19 protein-coding genes are annotated in these 19,431 nt (G+C 73.0%); 9 read left to right on the top strand and 10 right to left on the bottom strand.

The genetic code is table 11. The features are described from left to right. The first annotated feature begins 65 nt into the window (after nucleotides 1-65). Genes AB0M54_RS34500 through AB0M54_RS34485 form a run of 4 tightly spaced genes read left to right on the top strand, consistent with a single transcriptional unit; the run spans nucleotide 66 to nucleotide 4,434 of the window. Complete coding sequence (locus AB0M54_RS34500; RefSeq protein ID WP_364475960.1) at nucleotides 66-827, top strand: response regulator transcription factor; 762 nt, start codon at nucleotides 66-68, stop codon at nucleotides 825-827. Then, nucleotides 824-3,022: a histidine kinase gene (locus tag AB0M54_RS34495; RefSeq protein ID WP_364475958.1), complete on the top strand. Its 2,199-nt coding sequence runs from the start codon at nucleotides 824-826 to the stop codon at nucleotides 3,020-3,022. The genes AB0M54_RS34500 and AB0M54_RS34495 overlap by 4 nt, the downstream gene beginning before the upstream one ends. Then, on the top strand, nucleotides 2,955-3,473 hold the full coding sequence (locus tag AB0M54_RS34490) for a hypothetical protein (RefSeq protein WP_364321907.1): 519 nt from the start codon (nucleotides 2,955-2,957) through the stop codon (nucleotides 3,471-3,473). Before AB0M54_RS34495 ends, AB0M54_RS34490 begins: the two co-directional genes overlap by 68 nt. Then, nucleotides 3,457-4,434, top strand: coding sequence for a hypothetical protein (locus tag AB0M54_RS34485; protein ID WP_364475956.1), 978 nt, complete (start codon nucleotides 3,457-3,459; stop codon nucleotides 4,432-4,434). Before AB0M54_RS34490 ends, AB0M54_RS34485 begins: the two co-directional genes overlap by 17 nt. Here AB0M54_RS34485 and AB0M54_RS34480 read toward each other — a convergent pair. The 3 genes from AB0M54_RS34480 to AB0M54_RS34470 form a co-directional block, all read right to left on the bottom strand. Continuing rightward, complete coding sequence (locus AB0M54_RS34480; protein ID WP_364322120.1) at nucleotides 4,421-4,831, bottom strand: YccF domain-containing protein; 411 nt, start codon at nucleotides 4,829-4,831, stop codon at nucleotides 4,421-4,423. The two genes, AB0M54_RS34485 and AB0M54_RS34480, sit on opposite strands and share 14 nt — an antisense overlap. Nucleotides 4,832-4,864: 33 nt before the next feature. After that, entirely contained in the window at nucleotides 4,865-6,592 is a 1,728-nt protein-coding gene (locus tag AB0M54_RS34475; protein ID WP_364475954.1) for a hypothetical protein, read from the bottom strand. A gap of 191 nt (nucleotides 6,593-6,783) precedes the next feature. After that, nucleotides 6,784-7,260, bottom strand: a complete 477-nt coding sequence (locus AB0M54_RS34470) for an Lrp/AsnC family transcriptional regulator (protein ID WP_364321916.1) — start codon at nucleotides 7,258-7,260, stop codon at nucleotides 6,784-6,786. A 130-nt stretch (nucleotides 7,261-7,390) separates the two neighbouring features. Between AB0M54_RS34470 and pdhA the strand changes: the two genes are divergently transcribed. The 3 genes from pdhA to AB0M54_RS34455 are packed head-to-tail and all read left to right on the top strand — an operon-like array spanning nucleotide 7,391 to nucleotide 10,700. Further along, entirely contained in the window at nucleotides 7,391-8,479 is a 1,089-nt protein-coding gene (pdhA, locus tag AB0M54_RS34465) for a pyruvate dehydrogenase (acetyl-transferring) E1 component subunit alpha (protein WP_364475952.1), read from the top strand. A gap of 11 nt (nucleotides 8,480-8,490) precedes the next feature. Further along, nucleotides 8,491-9,462, top strand: a complete 972-nt coding sequence (locus tag AB0M54_RS34460) for an alpha-ketoacid dehydrogenase subunit beta (RefSeq protein ID WP_364322122.1) — start codon at nucleotides 8,491-8,493, stop codon at nucleotides 9,460-9,462. Then, the gene (locus AB0M54_RS34455) at nucleotides 9,459-10,700 is read left to right on the top strand and encodes a dihydrolipoamide acetyltransferase family protein (RefSeq protein ID WP_364475950.1); all 1,242 of its coding nucleotides are present in this window, start codon (nucleotides 9,459-9,461) and stop codon (nucleotides 10,698-10,700) included. Before AB0M54_RS34460 ends, AB0M54_RS34455 begins: the two co-directional genes overlap by 4 nt. 3 nt (nucleotides 10,701-10,703) lie before the next feature. Here the strand turns inward: AB0M54_RS34455 and AB0M54_RS34450 are convergent, their stop codons facing one another. The 7 genes from AB0M54_RS34450 to AB0M54_RS34420 all read right to left on the bottom strand — a co-directional run bounded on the left by AB0M54_RS34450 (nucleotide 10,704) and on the right by AB0M54_RS34420 (nucleotide 16,111). After that, the gene (locus tag AB0M54_RS34450; RefSeq protein WP_364321924.1) at nucleotides 10,704-10,874 is read right to left on the bottom strand and encodes a hypothetical protein; all 171 of its coding nucleotides are present in this window, start codon (nucleotides 10,872-10,874) and stop codon (nucleotides 10,704-10,706) included. A 75-nt stretch (nucleotides 10,875-10,949) separates the two neighbouring features. Further along, nucleotides 10,950-12,167 carry an MFS transporter gene (locus tag AB0M54_RS34445; RefSeq protein ID WP_364475948.1) on the bottom strand — a complete coding sequence of 406 codons (1,218 nt, stop codon included), beginning with the start codon at nucleotides 12,165-12,167 and terminating at the stop codon, nucleotides 10,950-10,952. After that, a complete protein-coding gene (locus tag AB0M54_RS34440) occupies nucleotides 12,164-12,772 on the bottom strand; it encodes a TfuA-like protein (RefSeq protein ID WP_364321928.1) in 609 nt (202 codons plus the stop codon). The genes AB0M54_RS34445 and AB0M54_RS34440 overlap by 4 nt, the downstream gene beginning before the upstream one ends. After that, entirely contained in the window at nucleotides 12,769-13,977 is a 1,209-nt protein-coding gene (locus AB0M54_RS34435) for a YcaO-like family protein (protein WP_364475946.1), read from the bottom strand. Before AB0M54_RS34435 ends, AB0M54_RS34440 begins: the two co-directional genes overlap by 4 nt. Nucleotides 13,978-13,985: 8 nt before the next feature. Next, nucleotides 13,986-14,225, bottom strand: a complete 240-nt coding sequence (locus AB0M54_RS34430; protein ID WP_364475944.1) for a hypothetical protein — start codon at nucleotides 14,223-14,225, stop codon at nucleotides 13,986-13,988. Between the two features lie 75 nt (nucleotides 14,226-14,300). Further along, on the bottom strand, nucleotides 14,301-14,969 hold the full coding sequence (locus AB0M54_RS34425; RefSeq protein ID WP_364475942.1) for an SDR family NAD(P)-dependent oxidoreductase: 669 nt from the start codon (nucleotides 14,967-14,969) through the stop codon (nucleotides 14,301-14,303). Further along, the gene (locus tag AB0M54_RS34420) at nucleotides 14,966-16,111 is read right to left on the bottom strand and encodes an acyl-CoA dehydrogenase family protein (RefSeq protein ID WP_364475940.1); all 1,146 of its coding nucleotides are present in this window, start codon (nucleotides 16,109-16,111) and stop codon (nucleotides 14,966-14,968) included. Before AB0M54_RS34420 ends, AB0M54_RS34425 begins: the two co-directional genes overlap by 4 nt. A gap of 76 nt (nucleotides 16,112-16,187) precedes the next feature. On the opposite strand from AB0M54_RS34420, the gene AB0M54_RS34415 reads away from it, so the two are divergent. Both AB0M54_RS34415 and AB0M54_RS34410 read left to right on the top strand, forming a co-directional pair. Next, nucleotides 16,188-17,837 (top strand): acyclic terpene utilization AtuA family protein, encoded by a 1,650-nt coding sequence (locus AB0M54_RS34415; protein WP_364475938.1) that lies wholly within the window; start codon nucleotides 16,188-16,190, stop codon nucleotides 17,835-17,837. Then, nucleotides 17,834-19,429, top strand: coding sequence for an acyl-CoA carboxylase subunit beta (locus tag AB0M54_RS34410; RefSeq protein WP_364475936.1), 1,596 nt, complete (start codon nucleotides 17,834-17,836; stop codon nucleotides 19,427-19,429). The genes AB0M54_RS34415 and AB0M54_RS34410 overlap by 4 nt, the downstream gene beginning before the upstream one ends. Nucleotides 19,430-19,431 lie beyond the last annotated feature (2 nt).

Genomic DNA, 19,431 nt, shown 5'->3' with positions numbered 1-19,431 from the left:
GCCGACGGGACGATCCGGCGGCGATTCGGGACCGGCGGCAACCGTGCGGGGTTACGGTCAAGCCCGTGCAGGCGGTACGGGCCCTCGTCGTGGACGACCACCCGGTGTTCCGGCGCGGGCTGCGGTCGCTGCTCGCCGACGAGCCGTGGGTGGCCGAGGTCGGCGAGGCGGACACGGTGGCGGCGGCGGTGCCGGCCGCCAGGGAGGCCGACGTCGTGGCGATGGACGTCCGCCTGCCCGACGGCGACGGCATCGACGCCACCGCCCGGATCCTGGCCCACCGCCCGGAGACCGCGGTCCTGCTGCTGACGATGGTCGGCGACGAGCGGATCGTGCGCCGCGGGCTGGCCGCGGGCGCCCGGGGCTACCTGCTCAAGGACACCGATCCGGACGCGGTGGTGGACGCCCTGCGTACGGTCGGCCAGGGCGGGCTGGTGCTCGGCCCGCGCGTTCCCGCTACGGTGCTGACGGCCCCGGCCGCGACGGGTCCGCCCGCCCCGTTCGACCGGCTCACCGCGCGCGAGCGGCAACTCGCCGAGCACCTGGCCGGCGGCCGGACCAACGGTCAGATCGCCCGGGTCCTCGGCGTGAGCGAGAAGACCGTCCGCAACGCGGTCTCCGCGGTGCTGGCCAAGCTGGCCGTGCCCGACCGGCTCGCGGTGGCGCTGCTCGCCCGCGACGTCGGCCTGATCCCTACCCACGAAGATCAACACCCCTTCGGCCCGGCTCCCGACGCCCGAGGTCACCACCCCTTCGGCCCGGTTCTCGACGCCCGAGGTCACCACCCCTTCGGCCCGGTTCTCGACGCCCGAGGTCAACACCGATGAGGGGGTACGCGGTGCCGGCCGCCGCCGCGACCGTGGTCGGGGCCGGGCTCGTCCACCAGTGGACCGGCGGCGGCCTGGTGCCGACCCTGTCCCAGCTCGCGCTGCCCGCGTCGATGGCCCTGTCCTACTCGTCGCTGGGCGCGCTGATCCTGGCCCATCGGCCCGGCCACCGGGTCGGCCGGCTGATGACCACGATCGGCGCCCTCGCCACCCTGGCCGTGCTCGCGGTCAGCTGGCCCTCGCTGGGGGTCGCGGCCTGGGTCGCGCAGTGGGCCTGGTGGCCGCCGATCGGGCTGATCCCGCTGCTGCTGCTGGCCTTCCCGACCGGCGGACTCCGGCGCGGGCCGGCCATCGCCCTGACCGTGACGGCGTTCCTCCCCGCGGTCGCGCTCGCCCTGGCCGCCCTGCCCGGCGGCCGGCCGCTGCTCGCCGGCGCGGCCCTCACCGGCCCCGCCCTGATCATGCTGCGGGTCGCCTGGCTGGGCATCGCGGCAACGGCAATCGGGATGATCGTCGTGCTGGGCGCCCTCGTCGCCCGGTTCCGCCGGGCCGCGCTCCCGGTCCGCCGCCAGCTGCTCTGCGCGGGCGCGGCCGGCGTCACGGTGCTGCTGGGCGAACTCCTCGACACGGCCGGCGTGCCCGTGGCGTGGGTGGCCGAAGGGGTGGCGCTACCGCTCGCCCTGACCGTGGCGATCCTCCGGCTCGGCCTGTGGGACCTGGACGTGCACGTCAACCGGGCACTCGTCTGGCTGGTCATGTCGGCCGGCGTCACCGCCGCGTACATCCTGATCGTCGGTGTGGTCCTCGGCCAGGGAATCAGCCTTCCCGTGCTGGCCCTGACCGCCCTCGTGGCGACCGGCTTCGAACCGGTCCGGCGGCTGCTCCAGCGGGCCGTCGACCGCCTGCTCTACGGGCATCGCGACGACCCGTACGCCGTGCTCTCCCGCCTCGGCCGGCACCTCGAGGAGGTGGTCGCTCCCGCCGCCGCGCTGCCCCGGCTGGTCGCCGCGATCACCGACGAACTGCGCGTCCCATACGCCGCCGTCCGCATCACCGGCCACGCCTCCGCCCTGGTCGAACACGGTCGCCCGGCTGTGCCACCGATCTCGTTCCCGCTGATCACCCACCGGCAGGAGGTCGGCGCCCTGCTGGTGTCACCACGCCAGACCGGCGGCGGCTTCACCCGCTCCGAACGGCGCCTGCTCCGCGCCCTGGCCCGGCAGGCAGCCGTGGCCGTCGACGCGCACCGGCTCACCCTCGACCTCCAGCGCTCCCGGGAACGGATCGTCCTCGCCCGCGAGGAGGAACGCCGCCGCCTGCGCACCGACCTGCACGACGGCCTCGGCCCCGGCCTGGCCGGCATCGCCATGCAGGTGCGCGCCGCCCGCCGGCACGCCGACCCGACCGGCCAGGACCTGCTCGACCGGCTGGTCAGCGACCTCTCCTCGTGCAGCGCCGAACTGCGCCACCTGGTCGACGCCCTGCACCCGCCGGCCCTGGACGGCGGCCTCCCGGACGCGTTGCGGCTCTCGGCGTCGAGGCTGTCGTCGGGGCCACTCACCGTCACTGTGGACTGTCCCGCTTCGCTGGGCTTGCTGCCCGCCGCGGTCGAGGTGTCGGCGCTGCGGATCGTGGCCGAGGCGATCACCAACGCGGTCAAGCACTCGGGCGGGACGACGTGCTCGGTTGTGGTCCGCCGCCACCCGCCTGTGGATAACTCGGCGGAGTTGTCGGGCCCAGGCGCTACATTCCTGCCCACCCACAAGGGTGGGGGAGGCGGCGGTGGCGGCGAACTCGAGTTGATCATCGTCGACGACGGCGTCGGCCTGCGGCAGTGCGATGCGCAGCGCGATGAAGCCCGGCGCGGCGATGCGTATGGGTGCTCAGGGCAAAGCGCCGGCGGCGTTGGCCTCGGGTCGATGCGGGAGCGCGCCGAGGAACTGAACGGGACCTGCGAGATCGGTCCGGCGTCACCGCGCGGCACGCGAGTGGTCGCGCGCCTGCCGATCGCCCGCGACCCGGCGTCCACCGCGCGTGGTCCGCGTTCCACCGCCCGCGACCCGGGCCCCAATGCACGAGATCGGGGCTTCGTCGCGCGGGATTCGGCTTACGAGGAAGGGAAAAGCGATGCCGAAAGTCAGCTGGCCGGTCGTGGTGCTGTCGTCGAACGACCGGTTCCTGCACGTCTGCCGTGACGCCGCGGGGCTGCGCGAGCACATTGCCGCCGATCTGGCCGGTGGGCTGGCTCCGTTGAGCGGGCGACATACGGCGCTGGAGTTCTTCGGGGTCGACGGGCAGCGGCTCCAGCCGACCGTTGGGCCGCACTGGACGGTGGATGGCTTCGCGCCGGCGGGTCAGCGGGTGGCGGAGCGGGATCTGCTCGTGCGTATGGAGTCCGCCCTGCGCACGGCCGAGCGGATCGACCGGCGGCACACCGTGGGCGCGCTGGTGGCCGAGGGGCTGCCGGAGGCTGAGGCGCGGCTGGTGGCGGGGCGGGATCGGCGGCGGGTTCCGCGTACCCAGGGCAGCGTCGCCGATCAGGCCGAGCAGATTCTGGCGCTGCTGGACGAGGAGGTGGCGGATACCGCGGTCGCGTTGAACCGGGGTGGCTGGCTGCACACGGCGTGGCATGCCGCATTCGGCTGAGCTGCACGCGGTGGCGCGGGCCCGGCGGCGCCACTCGCCGGCGTTGCTCGCCCATCCGAACGTGATCGGTACGGCTGCCGGACCCCAGCTGACCGGCGGGCGGCCGACCGGGGATCTCGCGGTCAAGGTGTACGTGGAACGCAAGGTTCCCGGGCTGGTCGCGCCCGCGGCGGTTCCGCGCCTGGTGGACGGCGTGCCGACCGACGTCATCGAGACCGGCCCGGCCCGGGCGCTACCGGCCGGCGGCGAAGAACAGGGCGACGGTCAAGGCAGCGAAGAAGGCGGCAGGCAAAGCGGCGGAAGAGGCGGCGGAAAAGACGTGCTGGGAGGCGGCGACCGGGTCGGCTTCCCGGGCGACGAGGGCGGCACGATCGCGACGGTCTGCTTCGACGCGAGACCCGAGCGGATCGGACGGACGGGACGGACCGGGCCGACCGAGGGGAAAGGACGGATCGGGCGGCCACTTCTGCTCTCCAACCACCACGTGCTCGTGATGGCGCCGGGGACCAGGCTGCGCAACCGGCTCGTCCGGCCGCCGTCGCCGGATGACGTGGTGGGCCGGCTGGCCCGCGCCGCGCCCCTGCGCCCGGACGGCCCGAACCGGGTGGACGCGGCGCTCGCCCGGCTGGCGCCGGATGTCGAGGTCGAGACGCCCGAATTCGGGCCGGTGAGCGAGGCGACGCTTGCTCAGCGCGTACGCAAGAACGGCAGTAGCACCGGAATCACCGAGGGGCGGGTCCAGGACCTGGACGCCGACATCGTCGTCGAGGTGCGCGGGCGGCCGATCCGGTTCACCGGGCAGCTGGTGCTCGACCTGGCCGCGAGGCCCGGCGACTCGGGCAGCCTGGTCGTGACGCCGGACCGGGCGCCGGTCGGGCTGCTGTTCGCCGGCACGGACGCGTTCGTGCTGGCCAACCCGATCGGCGCCGTGCTCGCCGCGCTGCGGATCAGGCTGCCTTGACCATCCGGCGGTCGAGGTCGTCGACGTCGACGACCTGCTGGCCGAGCGGCCAGAAGGCGACCGGCACCAGCTTGAAGTTGGCGATGCCGAACGGGATCCCGATGATCGTGACGCACTGGGCGACGCCGGTGACGATGTGCGTGAGGGCCAGCCACCACCCGGCCAGCACCACCCACAGGATGTTGGCGAGCCCGGAGGCGACGCCGGCGCCGGGCTTGGGCACCACGGTCCGCCCGAACGGCCACAGCGAGTAGACGGCCAGCCGGCCCGCGGCCACCCCGAACGGGATGGTCACCACGAGCAGGAAGCAGATCAGTGCGGCGATGCCGTACGCGATGCCCAGCAGGAAGCCGCTGCCGAAGATGAACCACAGAACGTTCAGAAGGAATCGCACCAGCCCAGCATGACCGGACCGCGCATCAGGGTCGTCTCAGGGTCGGTAGTCGTCGTGCAGCACCACGCGCGACAGCTCGTACCGCTCCCCCAGCCGCCAGTAGTGCATCCGCCGCGCCGCCGGGGTGTCCCGTTGCAGAGCCACCCGCCAACAGGTCGCGCCGTCGTCCCGCCGCCGGTAGGGGCTGCCCGCGCCGCCCTCCCGCAGCTGATGCGGCTCGCGTCCGGCCAGGTGGGGCGCCTGCCCGGCCAGCACCTCGACCACGACGGCGACCACCTTGGCCCGGCTGACCCCTTCGATCCGATCCAGCGAGGCGAGAAAATCAGGTCCCAGGGTGTACGCGGCCAGCGCCTTGTCGTCCCGCTCGGCGGCCGGGATGCGCCGTGCCCACTCCTGCACCACCTCGCATCGGAACGCCACCTCGGCGTCCTCGCCGCCGGGGGCCGGTTCCGGCCGGATGTGCGACGACTTGGCGTTCTTGACGGCGATCTGGCGCAGCCGGTCGGCGTTGCGGTAGCGCGTCTGCCAGGCCTCGCGGGCCTGCGTCTCGCGGCCGAGCTGTGCCTCGAGCTCGGCGGCGCGGGCACGCAGGCCGGCCAGGTCGATGGCGAGGGCGGAGCGGGTGGAACGCTCGGCCGCCAGCTCGTTGGTCAGCTCGGTGACGCGGGCCCGCTCCCGGTCGAGGGCGCCGGGCGCGGAGGCCGCCTCCGATCGGGGTGGGCGGTTCCAGGGGGCGATGTCCAAGGGCGACGGACGTCTGGGCGCCGGGGCGACCGGAGCGAGAGCCACGGCCGGGGGCGCCGGGTCCGGCGGTGGCTCGATGGGCGGGAGCGCGAGCGGCGCCGGCGGCGGTGGGCGCAGCCAGGGCGGGCCGCCGTCCAGCAGCGCGGGCGCACGCACCGGCTCCTCGTCGTCGTCGATGTCGTCGAGCCGCAGCGCGTACGGTTCGACGCCGACGACCCGGCAGACCACCACCTCGCCGATCGTGAACAGCTCGCACAGCGTGTCGTTGGGGTTGGAGGTGACCGCGGCCCGCTCGGCCTCGACGACCCGGCCCGGCACCAGCCGGAGCCGCACGGCCTCTTCCGACACGCCGGCCACATCGGCCAGCACGACATCACCCACGGCGTAGTCGACCGGCGCCTCGGCCGGCAGGCTGCCCCGCACGTCGAGGCGTTTCGCGGCCGGGTCGTACACCCCGCGTACCACCTGCTTCTCGACCAGCACCCGATCGAGCCCCACGCCGGGCAGCGTGAGTTCCTCCCACACCGAGGCGGGCATGCCGTCGTCGAGCTTCACCAGCGCCCGCGAGCCGATCAGCCCGATCACCTTGGCCGACCGTTCGCTGAGCCCCGGCCGCGCCTGGGGCGTGAGCAGCCCGGCCGCGAGGGCCGCGGCCAGCGCGTCGTTGATCAGATGTTCGGTGATCCGCTTCCGGTCGGCCATCGAGTACGCGAACCGCAGCCGGCTGAGCGACGGCCGGGCCACCCACGCGTGGTCGACCGGATAGACGCGTCCGGCGCCGCCGTACACCTGGGTCTGCGGTGGCATCGCCCCGGTGAACGCCCAGGACACGTCGCTGGTCGGCATGAGCACCACGTCGGCCAGGTCACCGACCTGCGACTCGATCTCGTCGGGCGACCCGAACGGCTCCTCCTGCCCACCGGCGATCGTGAGCACCACGACGGGACGGGTGCGCCGCCCGGGCAGGGTGAGCCGCCCGGCCAGCGCCGCCGCCTGGTCCGCGGTCGTGATGAGCTCCACAGGCCGGATTATCGTCCGCTGCCGTCCCAGGTTGAGGGTCCGTTCGGCCAGGACCGGCCGTCTTCATCCGCGGGTGGCGACTCGGCCGACAAAGGTCGGATGTCTACCAGACATCGATCGTTGACATTCTCGAAGGATCGTTGGGCCGAGCACGGCGAGGTCAAAGGGCGCCGGCGCCTTCCGCCGACCGGTCACGCTCCGGTCGGGGAGGTCCGTGACCGTGCGTATCCCATAGCCGGGCGCGGCTCTTCGAAGACCAGATGGGTACGGGTGTTGAGCACGCCCGGCATGCTCTGGATCTCGTCGAGCACCAGGCGGCGGAGGTCGGCGTTGTCGCGCGCCCGCACCAGCAGGATGACGTCGAACTCCCCGCCGAGCAGCCCGATGTGCGCGACCCCCTGAAGCTTCAGGAGCTGGGCCCGGACCTCGCGCCAGTCGTGCTGACGCAGGTTGACCGTGACGTAGGCCGAGGTGCCGAGGCCGGCGGCGGCCGGGTCGACGTCGACCGTGAAGCCGCGGATCACCCCGGACTGCTGCAGACGCTCGACCCGGGCGTACGCGTTCGCCCGGGAGATGTGCAGGCGTTCGGCCAGCGTACGCATGGACATCCGCCCGTCGGCGGTCAGCTCGTCGAGGATCCGCCGGTCGGTGTCGTCAAGATCAGCCATCCGTCTCAGCACCCCTTCCCGAATGTCCGTTCAGGTAGACGATCGGCAACACTACCCGAGGGTACGAGCGACATGTTCTCGCGTTTCTCCCAGCTCTGGAGTTCATATGGCGCCGGCGAGAGCATGAGTCATGACACGTGACGCGGACCACCTGCTCCCCACGAGGGATCCGGTGCGGCTGTTGACCGAGGCGGGCAAGCCGACCGGGCTCCCGACCGTCGCGATGCCGCCGGACGAGGCGCTGGTGCGGGCGTACGCCGCGCTGGTGGCCGGGCGCCGGCTCAACGACCAGGCGTACGCGCTGGTCCGCCAGGGCCGCCTCGCCGTCTACCCCTCCTCGCACGGGCAGGAGGCCTGCCAGGTGGCCGCCGCCCAGGTGCTCGCTGACGGCGACTGGCTCTTCCCGACCTACCGCGACACGGTGGCCGCGGTGACCCGGGGCGTCGACCCGGTCGAGGTGCTCACGCTGCTCAAGGGCGACTGGCACTCCGGCTACGACCCCTACGAGCACCACGTCGCCCCGCAGGCCACCCCGCTCGCGACCCAGTTGCCCCACGCGGTCGGCGTCGCCCACGCGGCCACGCTGCGCGGCGAGCCGACCGTGGCGATGGCGCTCTGCGGCGACGGCGCCACCAGCGAGGGCGACTTCCACGAGGCGCTCAACTTCGCCGCCGTGTTCAAGGCGCCCGTGGTGTTCTTCATCCAGAACAACGAGTACGCGATCTCGGTGCCGCTGTCCCGCCAGTCCGCCGCGCCGTCGCTGGCGCACAAGGGCGTCGGGTACGGCCTGCCCGGCGAGCGGGTGGACGGCAACGACATGGCGGCGCTGCTGGCCGTGCTCAGCGCCGCGGTCACCCGGGCCCGCAACGGCGAGGGGCCCCAGCTCGTCGAGGCGCACACCTACCGGATGCAGGCGCACACCAACGCCGACGACGCCGCCCGGTACCGCTCCGACGACGAGGTGACGGCGTGGACCGGCCGTGACCCGATCACGCGGCTCTCGGCGTACCTGAGCGATCGTGGTCTTCTTCCCGCCGAGCGGCGGCAGGAGATCGACGAGGCGGCCGAGCGGCTCGCCGCGGTCACCCGGAACGGCATCAACCAGGACGTGACCCCCGACCCCGACGATCTTTTCGCCCATGTGTACGCGACCCCGACGCCACAACTTCGTGAACAACGCGCGTTGCTGGCCGACGAACTGGCCCGGGAGGCGTCATGACGCACGAGAAGCTGTCCATGGCGCAGGCGCTGAACCGGGCGCTGCACGACGCGATGGCCGACGACCCGGCGGTGCTGATGTTCGGCGAGGACGTCGGGCCGCTCGGTGGCGTCTTCCGGATCACCGACGGGCTCACCGCGGCGTTCGGCGAGCAGCGGTGCTTCGACACCCCGCTGGCCGAGGCGGGCATCGTCGGGATGGCGGTCGGGCTGGCCATGAACGGGATGCGGCCGGTCGTCGAGATGCAGTTCGACGCGTTCGCGTACCCCGCTTTCGAGCAGGTGATCTCGCACGTGGCGAAGATGCGCAACCGGACGCGGGGGCGGGTCGCGCTGCCGATGGTGATCCGGGTGCCGTACGCGGGCGGGATCGGCGGGGTCGAGCACCACTGCGACTCGTCCGAGGCGTACTACGCGCACACCCCCGGCCTGCACGTGGTCGCTCCCTCCAACCCCGCCGACGCGTACGCCCTGCTGCGTGACGCGATCGCCTCGCCCGACCCGGTGGTCTTCCTGGAGCCCAAGAAGCTGTACTTCGTCAAGGACGAGGTCAGGCTCACGGACGCCCGCCCGCCGATCGGCACGGCGGTGGTCCGGCGCGAGGGCACGGACGCGACCTTGATCGCGTACGGGCCGTCCGTTCCGGTCGCGCTCGAAGCCGCCGCGGTGGCGGCGCAGGAGGGCCGCGACCTCGAGGTGGTCGACCTGCGCTCGATCGTGCCGTTCGACGATGAGACCGTGTGCGCCTCGGTCCGGAAGACCGGCCGGGCCGTCGTGGTGGCCGAGTCGAGCGGGTTCGCGAGCGTCGCCTCGGAGATCGTGGCCCGGGTGACCGAGCGGTGCTTCCACTCGCTGGCCGCGCCGATCCGCCGGGTGACCGGCTTCGACATCCCGTTCCCGCCGCCGAAGCTGGAGCAGTTCCAGCTGCCCGGCGTCGACCGCGTCCTGGACTCCGTCGACGACCTCCAGTGGGAGCCGGTGTGAACACGTTCCTGCTGCCCGACCTCGGCGAGGGTCTGACCGAGGCCGAGATCGTGCGCTGGCTGGTCGCCGAGGGCGACGTGGTGGCCGTGGACCAGGCGGTGGTCGAGGTGGAGACGGCCAAGTCGGTGATCGAGCTGCCCAGCCCGTACGCCGGCCGGGTCTGCACCCTGCACGGCGCCGAGGGCCAGACCCTGGACGTCGGCAAGCCGCTGTTCTCGGTCGAGCCCGCCCCGGTGGCGGCCGAGCCCGCGCCGGCGGCCGCCGAGACCGAGCCCTCGTCGGCGGCCGCCGAGGCCTACCGCGAGGAGGAGAAGGCCGGCTCCGGCAACGTCCTGGTCGGCTACGGCACGGCTTCGTCCGCCGGGAGCGGCCGGCGCCGGAAACCCCGTACCGCCGCGACCACGCCGAAGGCCGCGCCCGGCCGCGCCGCGCGGGTCATCTCCCCGCTCGTCCGCAAGCTGGCCCGCGACGGCGGCGTCGACGTGACCGGCATCGACGCCACCGGCCCCGACGGCCTGGTGCTCCGCGCCGACGTCATGCGCGCCCTGGCCAAGCCCCCGGCGTCGTCGCCGGAGACGCGCATCCCGCTGACCGGCTTCCGCAAGGCCGTGTCGGCGGCCCTCACCCGCAGCCGCACCGAGATCCCCGAGGCCACGGTCTGGGTCGATGTGGACGCCACCGAGCTGTGGAACATCCGCGAGTCGGTCCGCCCCGGCCCCGGCATCCTGGCCTACCTGGCCCGGTTCACGATCGAGGCGCTCAAGCGGTACCCGGTCCTGAACAGCAGCCTCGACACCGAGCGCCAGGAGATCGTCCAGCACGACCGGATCAACCTGGGCCTGGCCGCCCAGACCCCGCGTGGCCTGCTCGTCCCCGCCGTGGCCGGCGCCGGGTCGATGAGCGTGACCGGCCTCGACGAGGCGATCCGCAAGGTCACCGAGGACGCCCGCGAGGGCCGCCCGATCGACCAGTCGGGCACGTTCACGCTGAACAACTACGGCGGCTTCAACGTCGACGGCAGCGCCGCGATCATCAACCACCCGCAGGTGGCGATCCTCGGCTTCGGCCGCATCATCGACCGCCCCTGGGTGGTCGACGGTCAGATCGTCCCCCGCAAGATCACCCAGATGTCCTTCGTCTTCGACCACCGGGTGTGCGACGGCGGCACGGCCGCCGGCTTCATGCGCGCGGTGGCCGACGCCATCGAGAACCCCCTGGCCGCGATGGTCCGCTGGTAGGCGTCACCGCCAGTCGCGCGGGAAGCCCGGCCGCGGTGGTTTCGGCGGGCTGACCTTGCGGGCGGGGCCGGTCGTGTCGGTGCCGGCCGAACACCCGCGCAGGTCGAGGTCGAGCGACTTCAGCAGTTCGGCGGCGCTGCGGCCGAGGTCGCGCCAGCTCGGTTCACGCTTCATGATCGTCCCCTTCGGTCGGGCTTCTCGAGGGTCCTGCTCGGTCAGTAGGTGGCCCGCTCATGTCGTGGACGGCCCCTATGGAGAAGGTAGCGTGGCCGGGGTCAGATCGCCGAGGTGGCGACCCGGCGACCTCAGCAGGATGACGAGCGCGGCGACCGCCGGGAGGGCGAGCAGCAGCAGAGCCGGCGTGATGCCCGCGGACGAGGCGATCGCGCCGCCCGCGAAGGCACCAACCGGGGCGCCACCCCACGCGACCATCCGGCCCACCGTGTTGACCCGGCCCTGCAGGTCGTCGGGGGTGAGCAACTGGCGCACGGTGATGCCGCTCATCGTCGAGCAGAAACGGGACAGCTCGAACAGCGACCACAGCACCAGAGCCAGGCCGAAGTACGGGTTGAGGGCCAGCGCGACCAGGGCGGCGGCCAGGGAGGCGTAGGCCACGGTGAGGACGCGGCCGTACCCGGCCCGGCGGACCAGGAAGGACAGCGCCAGGGTGGCGGCCAGTGAGCCCACCGCGCGAGCCCCGAAGAGCAGGCCGATCCGGGCGTCGTCGGTCATCACGTGCAGCGTCCGCTCGGCGTGCACGACCAGCAGCGCACCGGCGCCGCCGAAGGACATGGACAGCCCGCAGGCGGCGATGGTCAGCGGGCGTAACAGCTCGTGTCCCCACAGGAAGGTGAGCCCGGTCCGGATGCGGGTGTCCCGTGGCGGCGTCTCGGCGTCGAAGCCGGCCAGGCTCGCGATGAGCGCCGCCGAGACCAGGTAGGTGGCCAGGTCGAAGGCGAGCAGCAGCACCGGGTCGGCCACCGCGGCCACCGCGCCGGCGATCACCGGGACGGCGATGCCGATGACCACGTCGGTCGACCAGGCCAGCTGGTTCGCGGCGGCCAGACGGTCGCGGCCGGCGATCCGGGCCTGCGCGCCCCACGCCGCCGCGTTGTTCCAGGCGAAGCCGGTGCTGATGCCGAACGCGGCGACCAGGAGATGCCACGTCTGAACGGTCCCGGAAAGGTAGCCGGCCAGCGGCACAGCCAGCGACAGGGCGCAGAAGCAGTCGGCCGCGATCATGATCAGTTTGCTGCTGTGCCGGTCGGCGACCGCGCCGGCGAACAGGCCGAACAGCAGGTAGGGAACGGCCTCCATCCCGGCCACCACCGCGGTGAGCGCGGCCGAGCCGGTGAGCCGGTAGGTGAGCAGCGGCAGCACGACGGCCGTGGCCACCGCGCCGGCCTCGGAGATCTCCCGGGCGGCGTACCAGCGGCGGAAGCGTGGCTCCGCGAGCAGCGACCTCAACCGGCGTCCCCGGCCATCACCCGCAGCAGGGCGATGGCGTCGTCGCGGCCGGCGTCCGGGATCTTGTGCCGGATCAGGTCGCCGAGGTGGGCGGCGACCTCGGCGCCGGTCTCGGCCGCGAGCAGGACGAGCACCCGGTCGAGGGTGCGCTCCGCGAAGTACGTCTGTTCCGCCAGTTCCAGGAACCGCGCGGCGCCGGCCGGGCCGTCCGCGAGCCCCAGCCGCCAGTCGATCAGGCGGCCGTCGCTGCCGGGCGCGGCGGCCACCTCGTCGTCGGCCTCGACCCGGCCGGAGGCGTACGCGTCGAAGACCGCACCGACCCCCACCATGCCGAACGGAGCGCACTCGGCCGCGCGCAGCGCGCCGACGCCCGATGACCCGTAGACCGTGACGCCCGCGTCCAGCGCACGCAGCACCTCCGTGGGTGTGACGCCCAGGACGTGCGGGAATCGGCCGTCCACGATCCCGACCGCATCCGGTGGGTGATCGCGGGCGAGCAGCCGGTCGAGGTCGCCGCGGGTGATCGGCGGCCGGTACTCGGCGGGCAGGATGTCGCGGGCAGCATCCAGGTCGAGGCTGGGACCGAGGAAGACGATCGCGTTCACGACGTCGGCCCGGCGGTCCGGCGGACGGCGTCGTTCCAGGCCGCGGCGCCGCGGAGGCCGAGCTTCGACCGGTCGATGTGCCACGACTCGGTGCCCGGCACGAGCACCCGCACCACGTGCGCCGGGATGCCCGGCGGCGACAGGTCGACGACGATCGCCCGGCCGAGGCCGCGATCGCGCACCCGGTCGAGCAGAAAGCTCAGGTCGGCGGCCAGATCGTCGGAAGGGTACGACGTGGGTGGCGGCACCGTGGGCGAGGTGATGTCCCAGACCCAGCCCGCGGGATCGTCCTCACCGAGGTCATCCCGGAGCCCCTGAAAGCGCGCGGCCCGGCCCTGAGCGCACTCGGTGATCGCCCGCAGCGCGGCGGTCCCGGCGTCCGGGTGCGTGCCGGCGCCGCTCGCGCGGGACTCGTCGCCGGCTGCCACGGCCAGGAACGTCGGGACCCCGAGATCCGAGGTGATATCGAGGAGCCGCAGCCGCACCCCGGCCCCGGCGAACCGTTCGGCCGTCGCACCGGCCAGGGGCGAGACGGCGCCCGGGTCGACGAGCCGGTGGTGATCCAGCCGGGTGGACGCGTCGCCCATGGCCGCCGCCAAGGCGCCACCCACCAGCCCGGCGAGCGTGCTGGCATCGCGCTCCACGATTTCACAGAGGGCGTGGACGATCGCCTCCTCCAGGCTGTTTCCCGAGGCCAGGCCGTTGGTCGTGGTGATCCGGAACGGCGACGGCTCGTGCGGCGCGGTGTGAAAACCGGCTGCGGCGTACGGCACGAGCACCGTCGTGGCGCTGATCAGCTCCCAGCCCTCGACCCACGAGATCGGCCAGTCGTCCGTATAGCCCGGCGCAAGCGTCCAGCTGTGGTCGCGCGGGTCGAACGCGGCTCGGCCCTCGGCGATGAGTTCCGCGTACGAGGCGACCATCGCCGGGCGCATCGGCAACACCGCCGAGAAGCGCTCGATCGCCTCCATGGCGGCCGAGGTCCGGGCGTCGAGCCGGGTGAGCCCTTTGCCGTGGTAGAGGTCGCCGGACCGCGGCGCGACGGCGCTGTAGACCGGCACGCCGACGCGGTCCAGGCCGGTGATGTCGGCCAGCCGGGTCACTCCGGCGCGACGGAGATGTGGCCGGATGCGTTCCCAGGTCTCCGCGACCGGCACCGTGCGGTGGCGGCCCGCGATCTTGGGAACGCTCCGGCGCAGCTCCACGCGACCGGTCAGCGGATCGGCGCGACCCGGCAGTTCCCGGCCGAGCCGGGCGGGACAGCGCTGACCCGGCAGTTCCCGGCCGAGCCGGGCCAGGTGGCGCTCACGCGGCAGTTGCCGGCGTCGCCGGGCCAGGTGGCGCTCACGCGGCAGTTGCCGCCGACGCCGCCGCCCGGCCCGATGGTCAGGAGATCCTGCAGGGCTGTGGGAGTCAGATTGCCGAGGTCGGTCCAGCTGCGTGCGTCAGTCATGGTCGTCTCCTCCAGGCGGTGCCGGTCGGGGCCGACAGCAGTCTCCAAGATGGATCGAACCGAGTCAATCTTGAGCTAATAGGTGGCCCGCCCGCCGCTGATGTCGTAGACGGCCCCGGTAGAGAAGGTAACCCGGTCGGAGGCCAGCCACGCGATCAGCTCGGCCACCTCTTCCGGTTGCCCGACCCGCTTCATCGGGATCAGGCTGGTGATGTGGGCCAGCGCGGCCGGGTCGGTGGAGGCGTTCATCGGCGTCTCGATCACCGCCGGCGCGATGGCGTTGACCAGCACGCCGGTGGTGGCCAGCTCCTTGCCCAGCGACTTGGTCAGCGCGATCACGGCCGCCTTCGAGGCCGAGTACGCGGACATGTTCGGGTTGCCGTCCTTGCCGCTGATGCTGGCCATGTTGATCACCCGGCCCCAGCCGCGCTCGATCATGCCGGGGACGAAGGCCTGGCACAGGTTGAAGGTGCCGCGCACGTTGACCGCGAACGTCCTGTCCCACCCGTCCGGCGGCAGTTCCCACAGCGGCCCGGCCGGCCCGATGATGCCGGCCGAGTTGACCAGGATGTCGACCGGGCCGACGTCCAGGGCCCGGACGGCCTCGGTCGACGTCACGTCGGCCACCACGTCGGCCCCGGCCGCGATGTCGAGCCGAATGACCCGGATGCCGTCGGCCGCGAGGCGGGCCGCGGCGGCCGCGCCGAGACCACTCATCCCGCCGGTGACCAGTGCTGTTCTCATCCGGGAAGCCCGTCCATGCGGGCCAGCACCGAGAGCATGACCTCGTCGGCGCCGGCGCCGATCGCGGTGAGGCGGACGTCGCGGGCGAACCGGGCGGTCCACGTCTCCTCGAGGTAGCCCATGCCGCCGTGGAACTGCAGGCACCAGTCGGCGACCTCGCGGATCAGCCGGCCGGCCTTCAGCTTGGCCACCGTCGCCATCCGGGTGATGTCCTCGCCGGCCATCAGCGCCTCGCACGTCTGCAGGTTGTGGCTGCGCAGCAGGTCGACCTCGGCCTGGAGCTCGGTGAGCCGGAAGGCCACGTACTGCCGGTCGGCGAGCTTGGTACCGAAGACCGTCCGATCGCGGACGAAGTCGCGGGTGCGGTCCAGCGCGTACTGGGCCGAGCCGACCGTGGTGTACGCCGCGAACATGCGCTCGGTGACGAACTGCCGCATCTGCTGCTGGAAGCCGCGCCCGACCGTGCCGATCGTGTTCGCGACCGGCACCCGCACCTCGTCGAGCACCAGCTCGGCCGTGTCCGAGCAGTGGTTGCCGAGCTTGGCGAACGTGCGCGCCACGCTGAACCCGGGCGAGTCGGCCGGCACCACGATCTGCGACATGCCCCGGTGGCCGCCCTCGTCCGAGGTGCGCGCGAGCAGGCAGACCCAGTCGGCCTGGCTGCCGTTGGTGATGTAGACCTTCCGGCCGGTGATCACCCAGTCGTCGCCGTCGCGGACCGCCCGGGTACGCAGCCGGGACACGTCCGATCCGGTGTCCGGCTCGGTGACCGCGATCGCGGCGACCGCGGCGCCGGCGATCGCCGGGGCGAGGAACCGCGCCTTGAGGTCGGGGGTGCCGAGGTCGTGCAGGGACGGCGTGGCCATCATCGCCTGCACGCCGATCGCCATGCCGACGCCGCTGGCGTGCACCCGGCCGTACTCCTCGGCCGCGACCATCTGGAAACTGTGGTCGGCGCCCTCACCGCCGTACGCGGTGTCGTACTCCAGCCCCAGCAGCCCCAGCTTGGCGGCCTTCGGGAACAGCTCGTGCAGAGGTACGCGACCAGCCGCCTCCCAGCCGTCGACGTACGGATTGACCTCCGCCTCGACGAACCGGCGGACACTCTCCCGGAACGCGTGATGGTCCTCGTTCAACCGCATGAGCCGACGATGCCACCGGCGTACCGCGGAAACAAGCACGCTTGCTTGTTTTTCCGGGTTGTGCGACCGTCACGTGGTGCTGCGCATCGGCAACTGCTCCGGCTTCTACGGGGACCGGCTCCCGGCGATGCGGGAGATGCTGGAGGGCGGCGGCCCCGACGGCGTCCTCGACGTCCTCACCGGCGACTACCTGGCCGAGCTGACCATGCTCATCCTCCAGCGCGACCGGGCGGCCGACCCCGGCGCCGGTTACGCCCGCACGTTCCTGGCCCAGCTCCGCGACTGCCTCCGGCTGGCCCTCGACCGCCGTGTGACCATCGTGGCCAATGCGGGCGGTGTGAACCCCGCCGCGCTCGCCGCCGCGATCAAGGATCTCGACCCGGCCGCCCGCGTCGCCACGATCAACAACGTCCGGCACGACGACGGGTACGCCTACCTGGGCGCCTTCGGCATCGCCCTGGCGATCGAGGCCGGCGCCGACGTCGTGGTCACCGGCCGGGTCACCGACGCGTCCCTGGTCGTCGGCCCGGCCATCGCCCGCTTCGGCTGGAACCGCACCGACCTCGACGCGCTGGCCGGCGCCACGGTGGCCGGGCACGTCCTGGAGTGCGGCACCCAGTCCACCGGCGGCAACTACGCGTTCTTCGTCGAGATCGACGACCTCGACCGGCCCGGCTTCCCGATCGCCGAGATCCGCCCCGACGGTTCCAGCGTCATCACCAAGCACCCCGGCACCGGCGGCGCGGTCACCGTCGGCACGGTCACCGCCCAGCTGGTGTACGAGATCGGCGACGCCCGCTACGCCGGCCCCGACGTGACCACCCGCCTCGACACCGTCGAGCTGCGGGCGGCCGGCCCCGACCGGGTCGAGATCACCGGTGTACGCGGTGAGGCGCCGCCGCCCGACCTCAAGGTGGCCCACACGTCGGTGGGCGGCTTCCGCAACGAGCTGACCGTGGTCCTGACCGGGCTCGACATCGAGGCCAAGGCCGCCCTGTTCCGCCGCCAGTTCGAGGCGGCCGCACGAACCCGGCCGGCCGAGGTCACGTGGACGCTGACCCGCCTCGACGTGCCCGACGCGCCGACCCAGCAGCAGGCGTCCGCGCTGCTCACCGTGGTCGCCCGCGACCGTGACGAGAAGGTGGCGGGCCGGGCGTTCGCCGATGGCGCGGTCGAGCTGGCGCTGGCCTCGTACCCCGGCTTCTTCGCGACCTCACCGCCCGGCCGCGCCCACCCCTACGGTGTGTTCACATCGTCATATGTCCGGCAGGGCGAGCACGAGGTGGTGCTGGCCGACGGGACGGTCGAGACGATCGCCCCGCCGCCGGTGACGCGCGCGTTGGAGCCGCTGACCGGCCCGCCGCCGGGCGGCGCGGCGTTCTCTCAAGCCCGCCGCCTCCCGCTGGGCACGCTCGCCGGGGCACGCTCCGGCGACAAGGGCGGCGACGCCAACATCGGCCTCTGGGTACGCGACGCGAGAGCGTACCCATGGCTCAGCGCGCTCATCACCGAGCGCACCCTGAAAGACCTGCTCCCCGAGGCGGCGGAGCTGCCGATCCGAATCACCCGCCTGCCGCGCATCAACGCCGTCAACGTCGTGATCGAGGGCCTGCTCGGCCAGGGCGTGGCCTATCACGCGCGGTTCGACCCGCAGGCCAAGGGCCTCGGCGAGTGGCTGCGCGCCCGGCATGTCGACATCCCCGCCTGGCTGCTGGAGGACGCGTGACCACGATCAGGTCCACCCTGGACACCGCCGGTCCGGAGGCGCTGGCCGCCCGGGACTCCATGCTGGCGGCGCTCGACGAGATCGGGGGCGAGACGGCCAAGGCGGTCGCGGGCGGCGGGCCGAAGGCGGTCGACCGGCACCACGGGCGCGGCAAGCTGACCGCCCGCGAGCGCATCGAGCTGCTGCTCGACCCGGACGCGCCGTTCCTGGAGCTGGCCGCGCTGGCCGGGTACGGGTCGGACTTCGCCGTCGGCGGCAGCGTGGTGGCCGGGATCGGCGTGGTCAGCGGCGTCGAGTGCCTGCTGATCGCCAACGACCCCACGGTCAAGGGCGGCGCCAGCAACCCGTGGTCGCTGCGCAAGACGCTCCGCATGCACGAGATCGCGCTGGCCAACCGGCTGCCGGTGATCTCCCTGGTCGAGTCGGGCGGGGCCGACCTGCCGACCCAGAAGGACGTGTTCATCCCGGGCGGCGCGGTGTTCCGCAATCTGACCCGGCTGTCGGCGGCCGGCATCCCGACGATCGCGCTGGTGTTCGGCAACTCGACCGCCGGTGGCGCGTACCTGCCGGGGATGAGCGACCACGTGGTGATGATCGAGCAGCGGTCGAAGGTCTTCCTGGCCGGACCGCCCCTGGTCAAGGCGGCCACCGGCGAGGAGTCGGACGACGAGTCGCTGGGCGGCGCCGAGATGCACGCGACGGTGTCGGGGCTGGCCGACCACTTCGCGGTGGACGAGCCGGACGCGATCCGGATCGGCCGGCGCATCGTGGCCCGCCTGAACTGGCGCAAATCCGCTCCCGCGCCGGGGCCTGTCAAGCCGCCGCGATATCCCGGCGAGGATCTGCTGTCGATCGTGCCGCCAGGCCTCAAGGCCCCGTTCGACCCGCGGGAGATCATCGCCCGGATCGCCGACGACAGCGAGTTCGACGAGGTCAAGCCGCGGTACGGGAGCTCGCTGGTGACCGGCTGGGCCACCGTGCACGGCTATCCGGTCGGCATCCTGGCCAACGAGCGGGGCGTGCTGTTCAGCGAGGAGTCGCAGAAGGCCACCCAGTTCATCCAGCTGGCCAACCGCTCGCACACGCCGCTGCTGTTCCTGCACAACACCACCGGCTACATGGTCGGTCAGGAGTACGAGCAGGGCGGCATCATCAAACACGGCGCCATGATGATCAACGCGGTGGCCAACTCGACCGTCCCGCACATCTCGCTGCTGATCGGCAACTCGTACGGCGCCGGGCACTACGGGATGTGCGGGCGGGCGTACGACCCGCGGTTCGTCTTCGCCTGGCCCAGCGCGCGTTCCGCCGTGATGGGCGCGCAGCAGCTGGCCGACGTGCAGTACATGGTCTCGAAGGCGTCCGCGCTGTCCCGGGGCCGGCCCTTCGACGAGGACGGCGCCCAGGTCGTCCGGCAGATGATCGAGCAGCAGATCTCCGCGGAGGCGATGCCCATGGTCCTGTCCGGGCTGGTCTACGACGACGGCATCATCGATCCGCGGGACACCCGGGACGTGCTCGGGGTCGCGCTCTCGGCGATCCACAGCGCGCCGGTCCGCGGCACCGACGCCTTCGGCGTCTTCCGGATGTGAGG

Origin of the sequence: Actinoplanes sp. NPDC051470 (assembly GCF_040682035.1) — a bacterium.
Lineage (GTDB): Bacteria > Actinomycetota > Actinomycetes > Mycobacteriales > Micromonosporaceae > Actinoplanes.
Note: the sequence above shows the minus strand (reverse complement) of the source record. Positions and strands in the feature narration are given on the sequence as shown.

Excerpts from the sequence above, each read along its gene's own strand:
- AB0M54_RS34495 (WP_364475958.1), top strand. The coding sequence starts at position 824 with ATGAGGGGGTACGCGGTGCCGGCCGCCGCCGCGACCGTGGTCGGGGCC.
- AB0M54_RS34490 (WP_364321907.1), top strand. The coding sequence starts at position 2,955 with ATGCCGAAAGTCAGCTGGCCGGTCGTGGTGCTGTCGTCGAACGACCGG.
- AB0M54_RS34485 (WP_364475956.1), top strand. The coding sequence starts at position 3,457 with ATGCCGCATTCGGCTGAGCTGCACGCGGTGGCGCGGGCCCGGCGGCGC.
- AB0M54_RS34470 (WP_364321916.1), bottom strand. The coding sequence starts at position 7,260 with ATGGCTGATCTTGACGACACCGACCGGCGGATCCTCGACGAGCTGACC.
- pdhA (WP_364475952.1), top strand. The coding sequence starts at position 7,391 with ATGACACGTGACGCGGACCACCTGCTCCCCACGAGGGATCCGGTGCGG.
- AB0M54_RS34450 (WP_364321924.1), bottom strand. The coding sequence starts at position 10,874 with ATGAAGCGTGAACCGAGCTGGCGCGACCTCGGCCGCAGCGCCGCCGAA.
- AB0M54_RS34430 (WP_364475944.1), bottom strand. The coding sequence starts at position 14,225 with ATGACTGACGCACGCAGCTGGACCGACCTCGGCAATCTGACTCCCACA.
- AB0M54_RS34425 (WP_364475942.1), bottom strand. The coding sequence starts at position 14,969 with ATGAGAACAGCACTGGTCACCGGCGGGATGAGTGGTCTCGGCGCGGCC.
- AB0M54_RS34420 (WP_364475940.1), bottom strand. The coding sequence starts at position 16,111 with ATGCGGTTGAACGAGGACCATCACGCGTTCCGGGAGAGTGTCCGCCGG.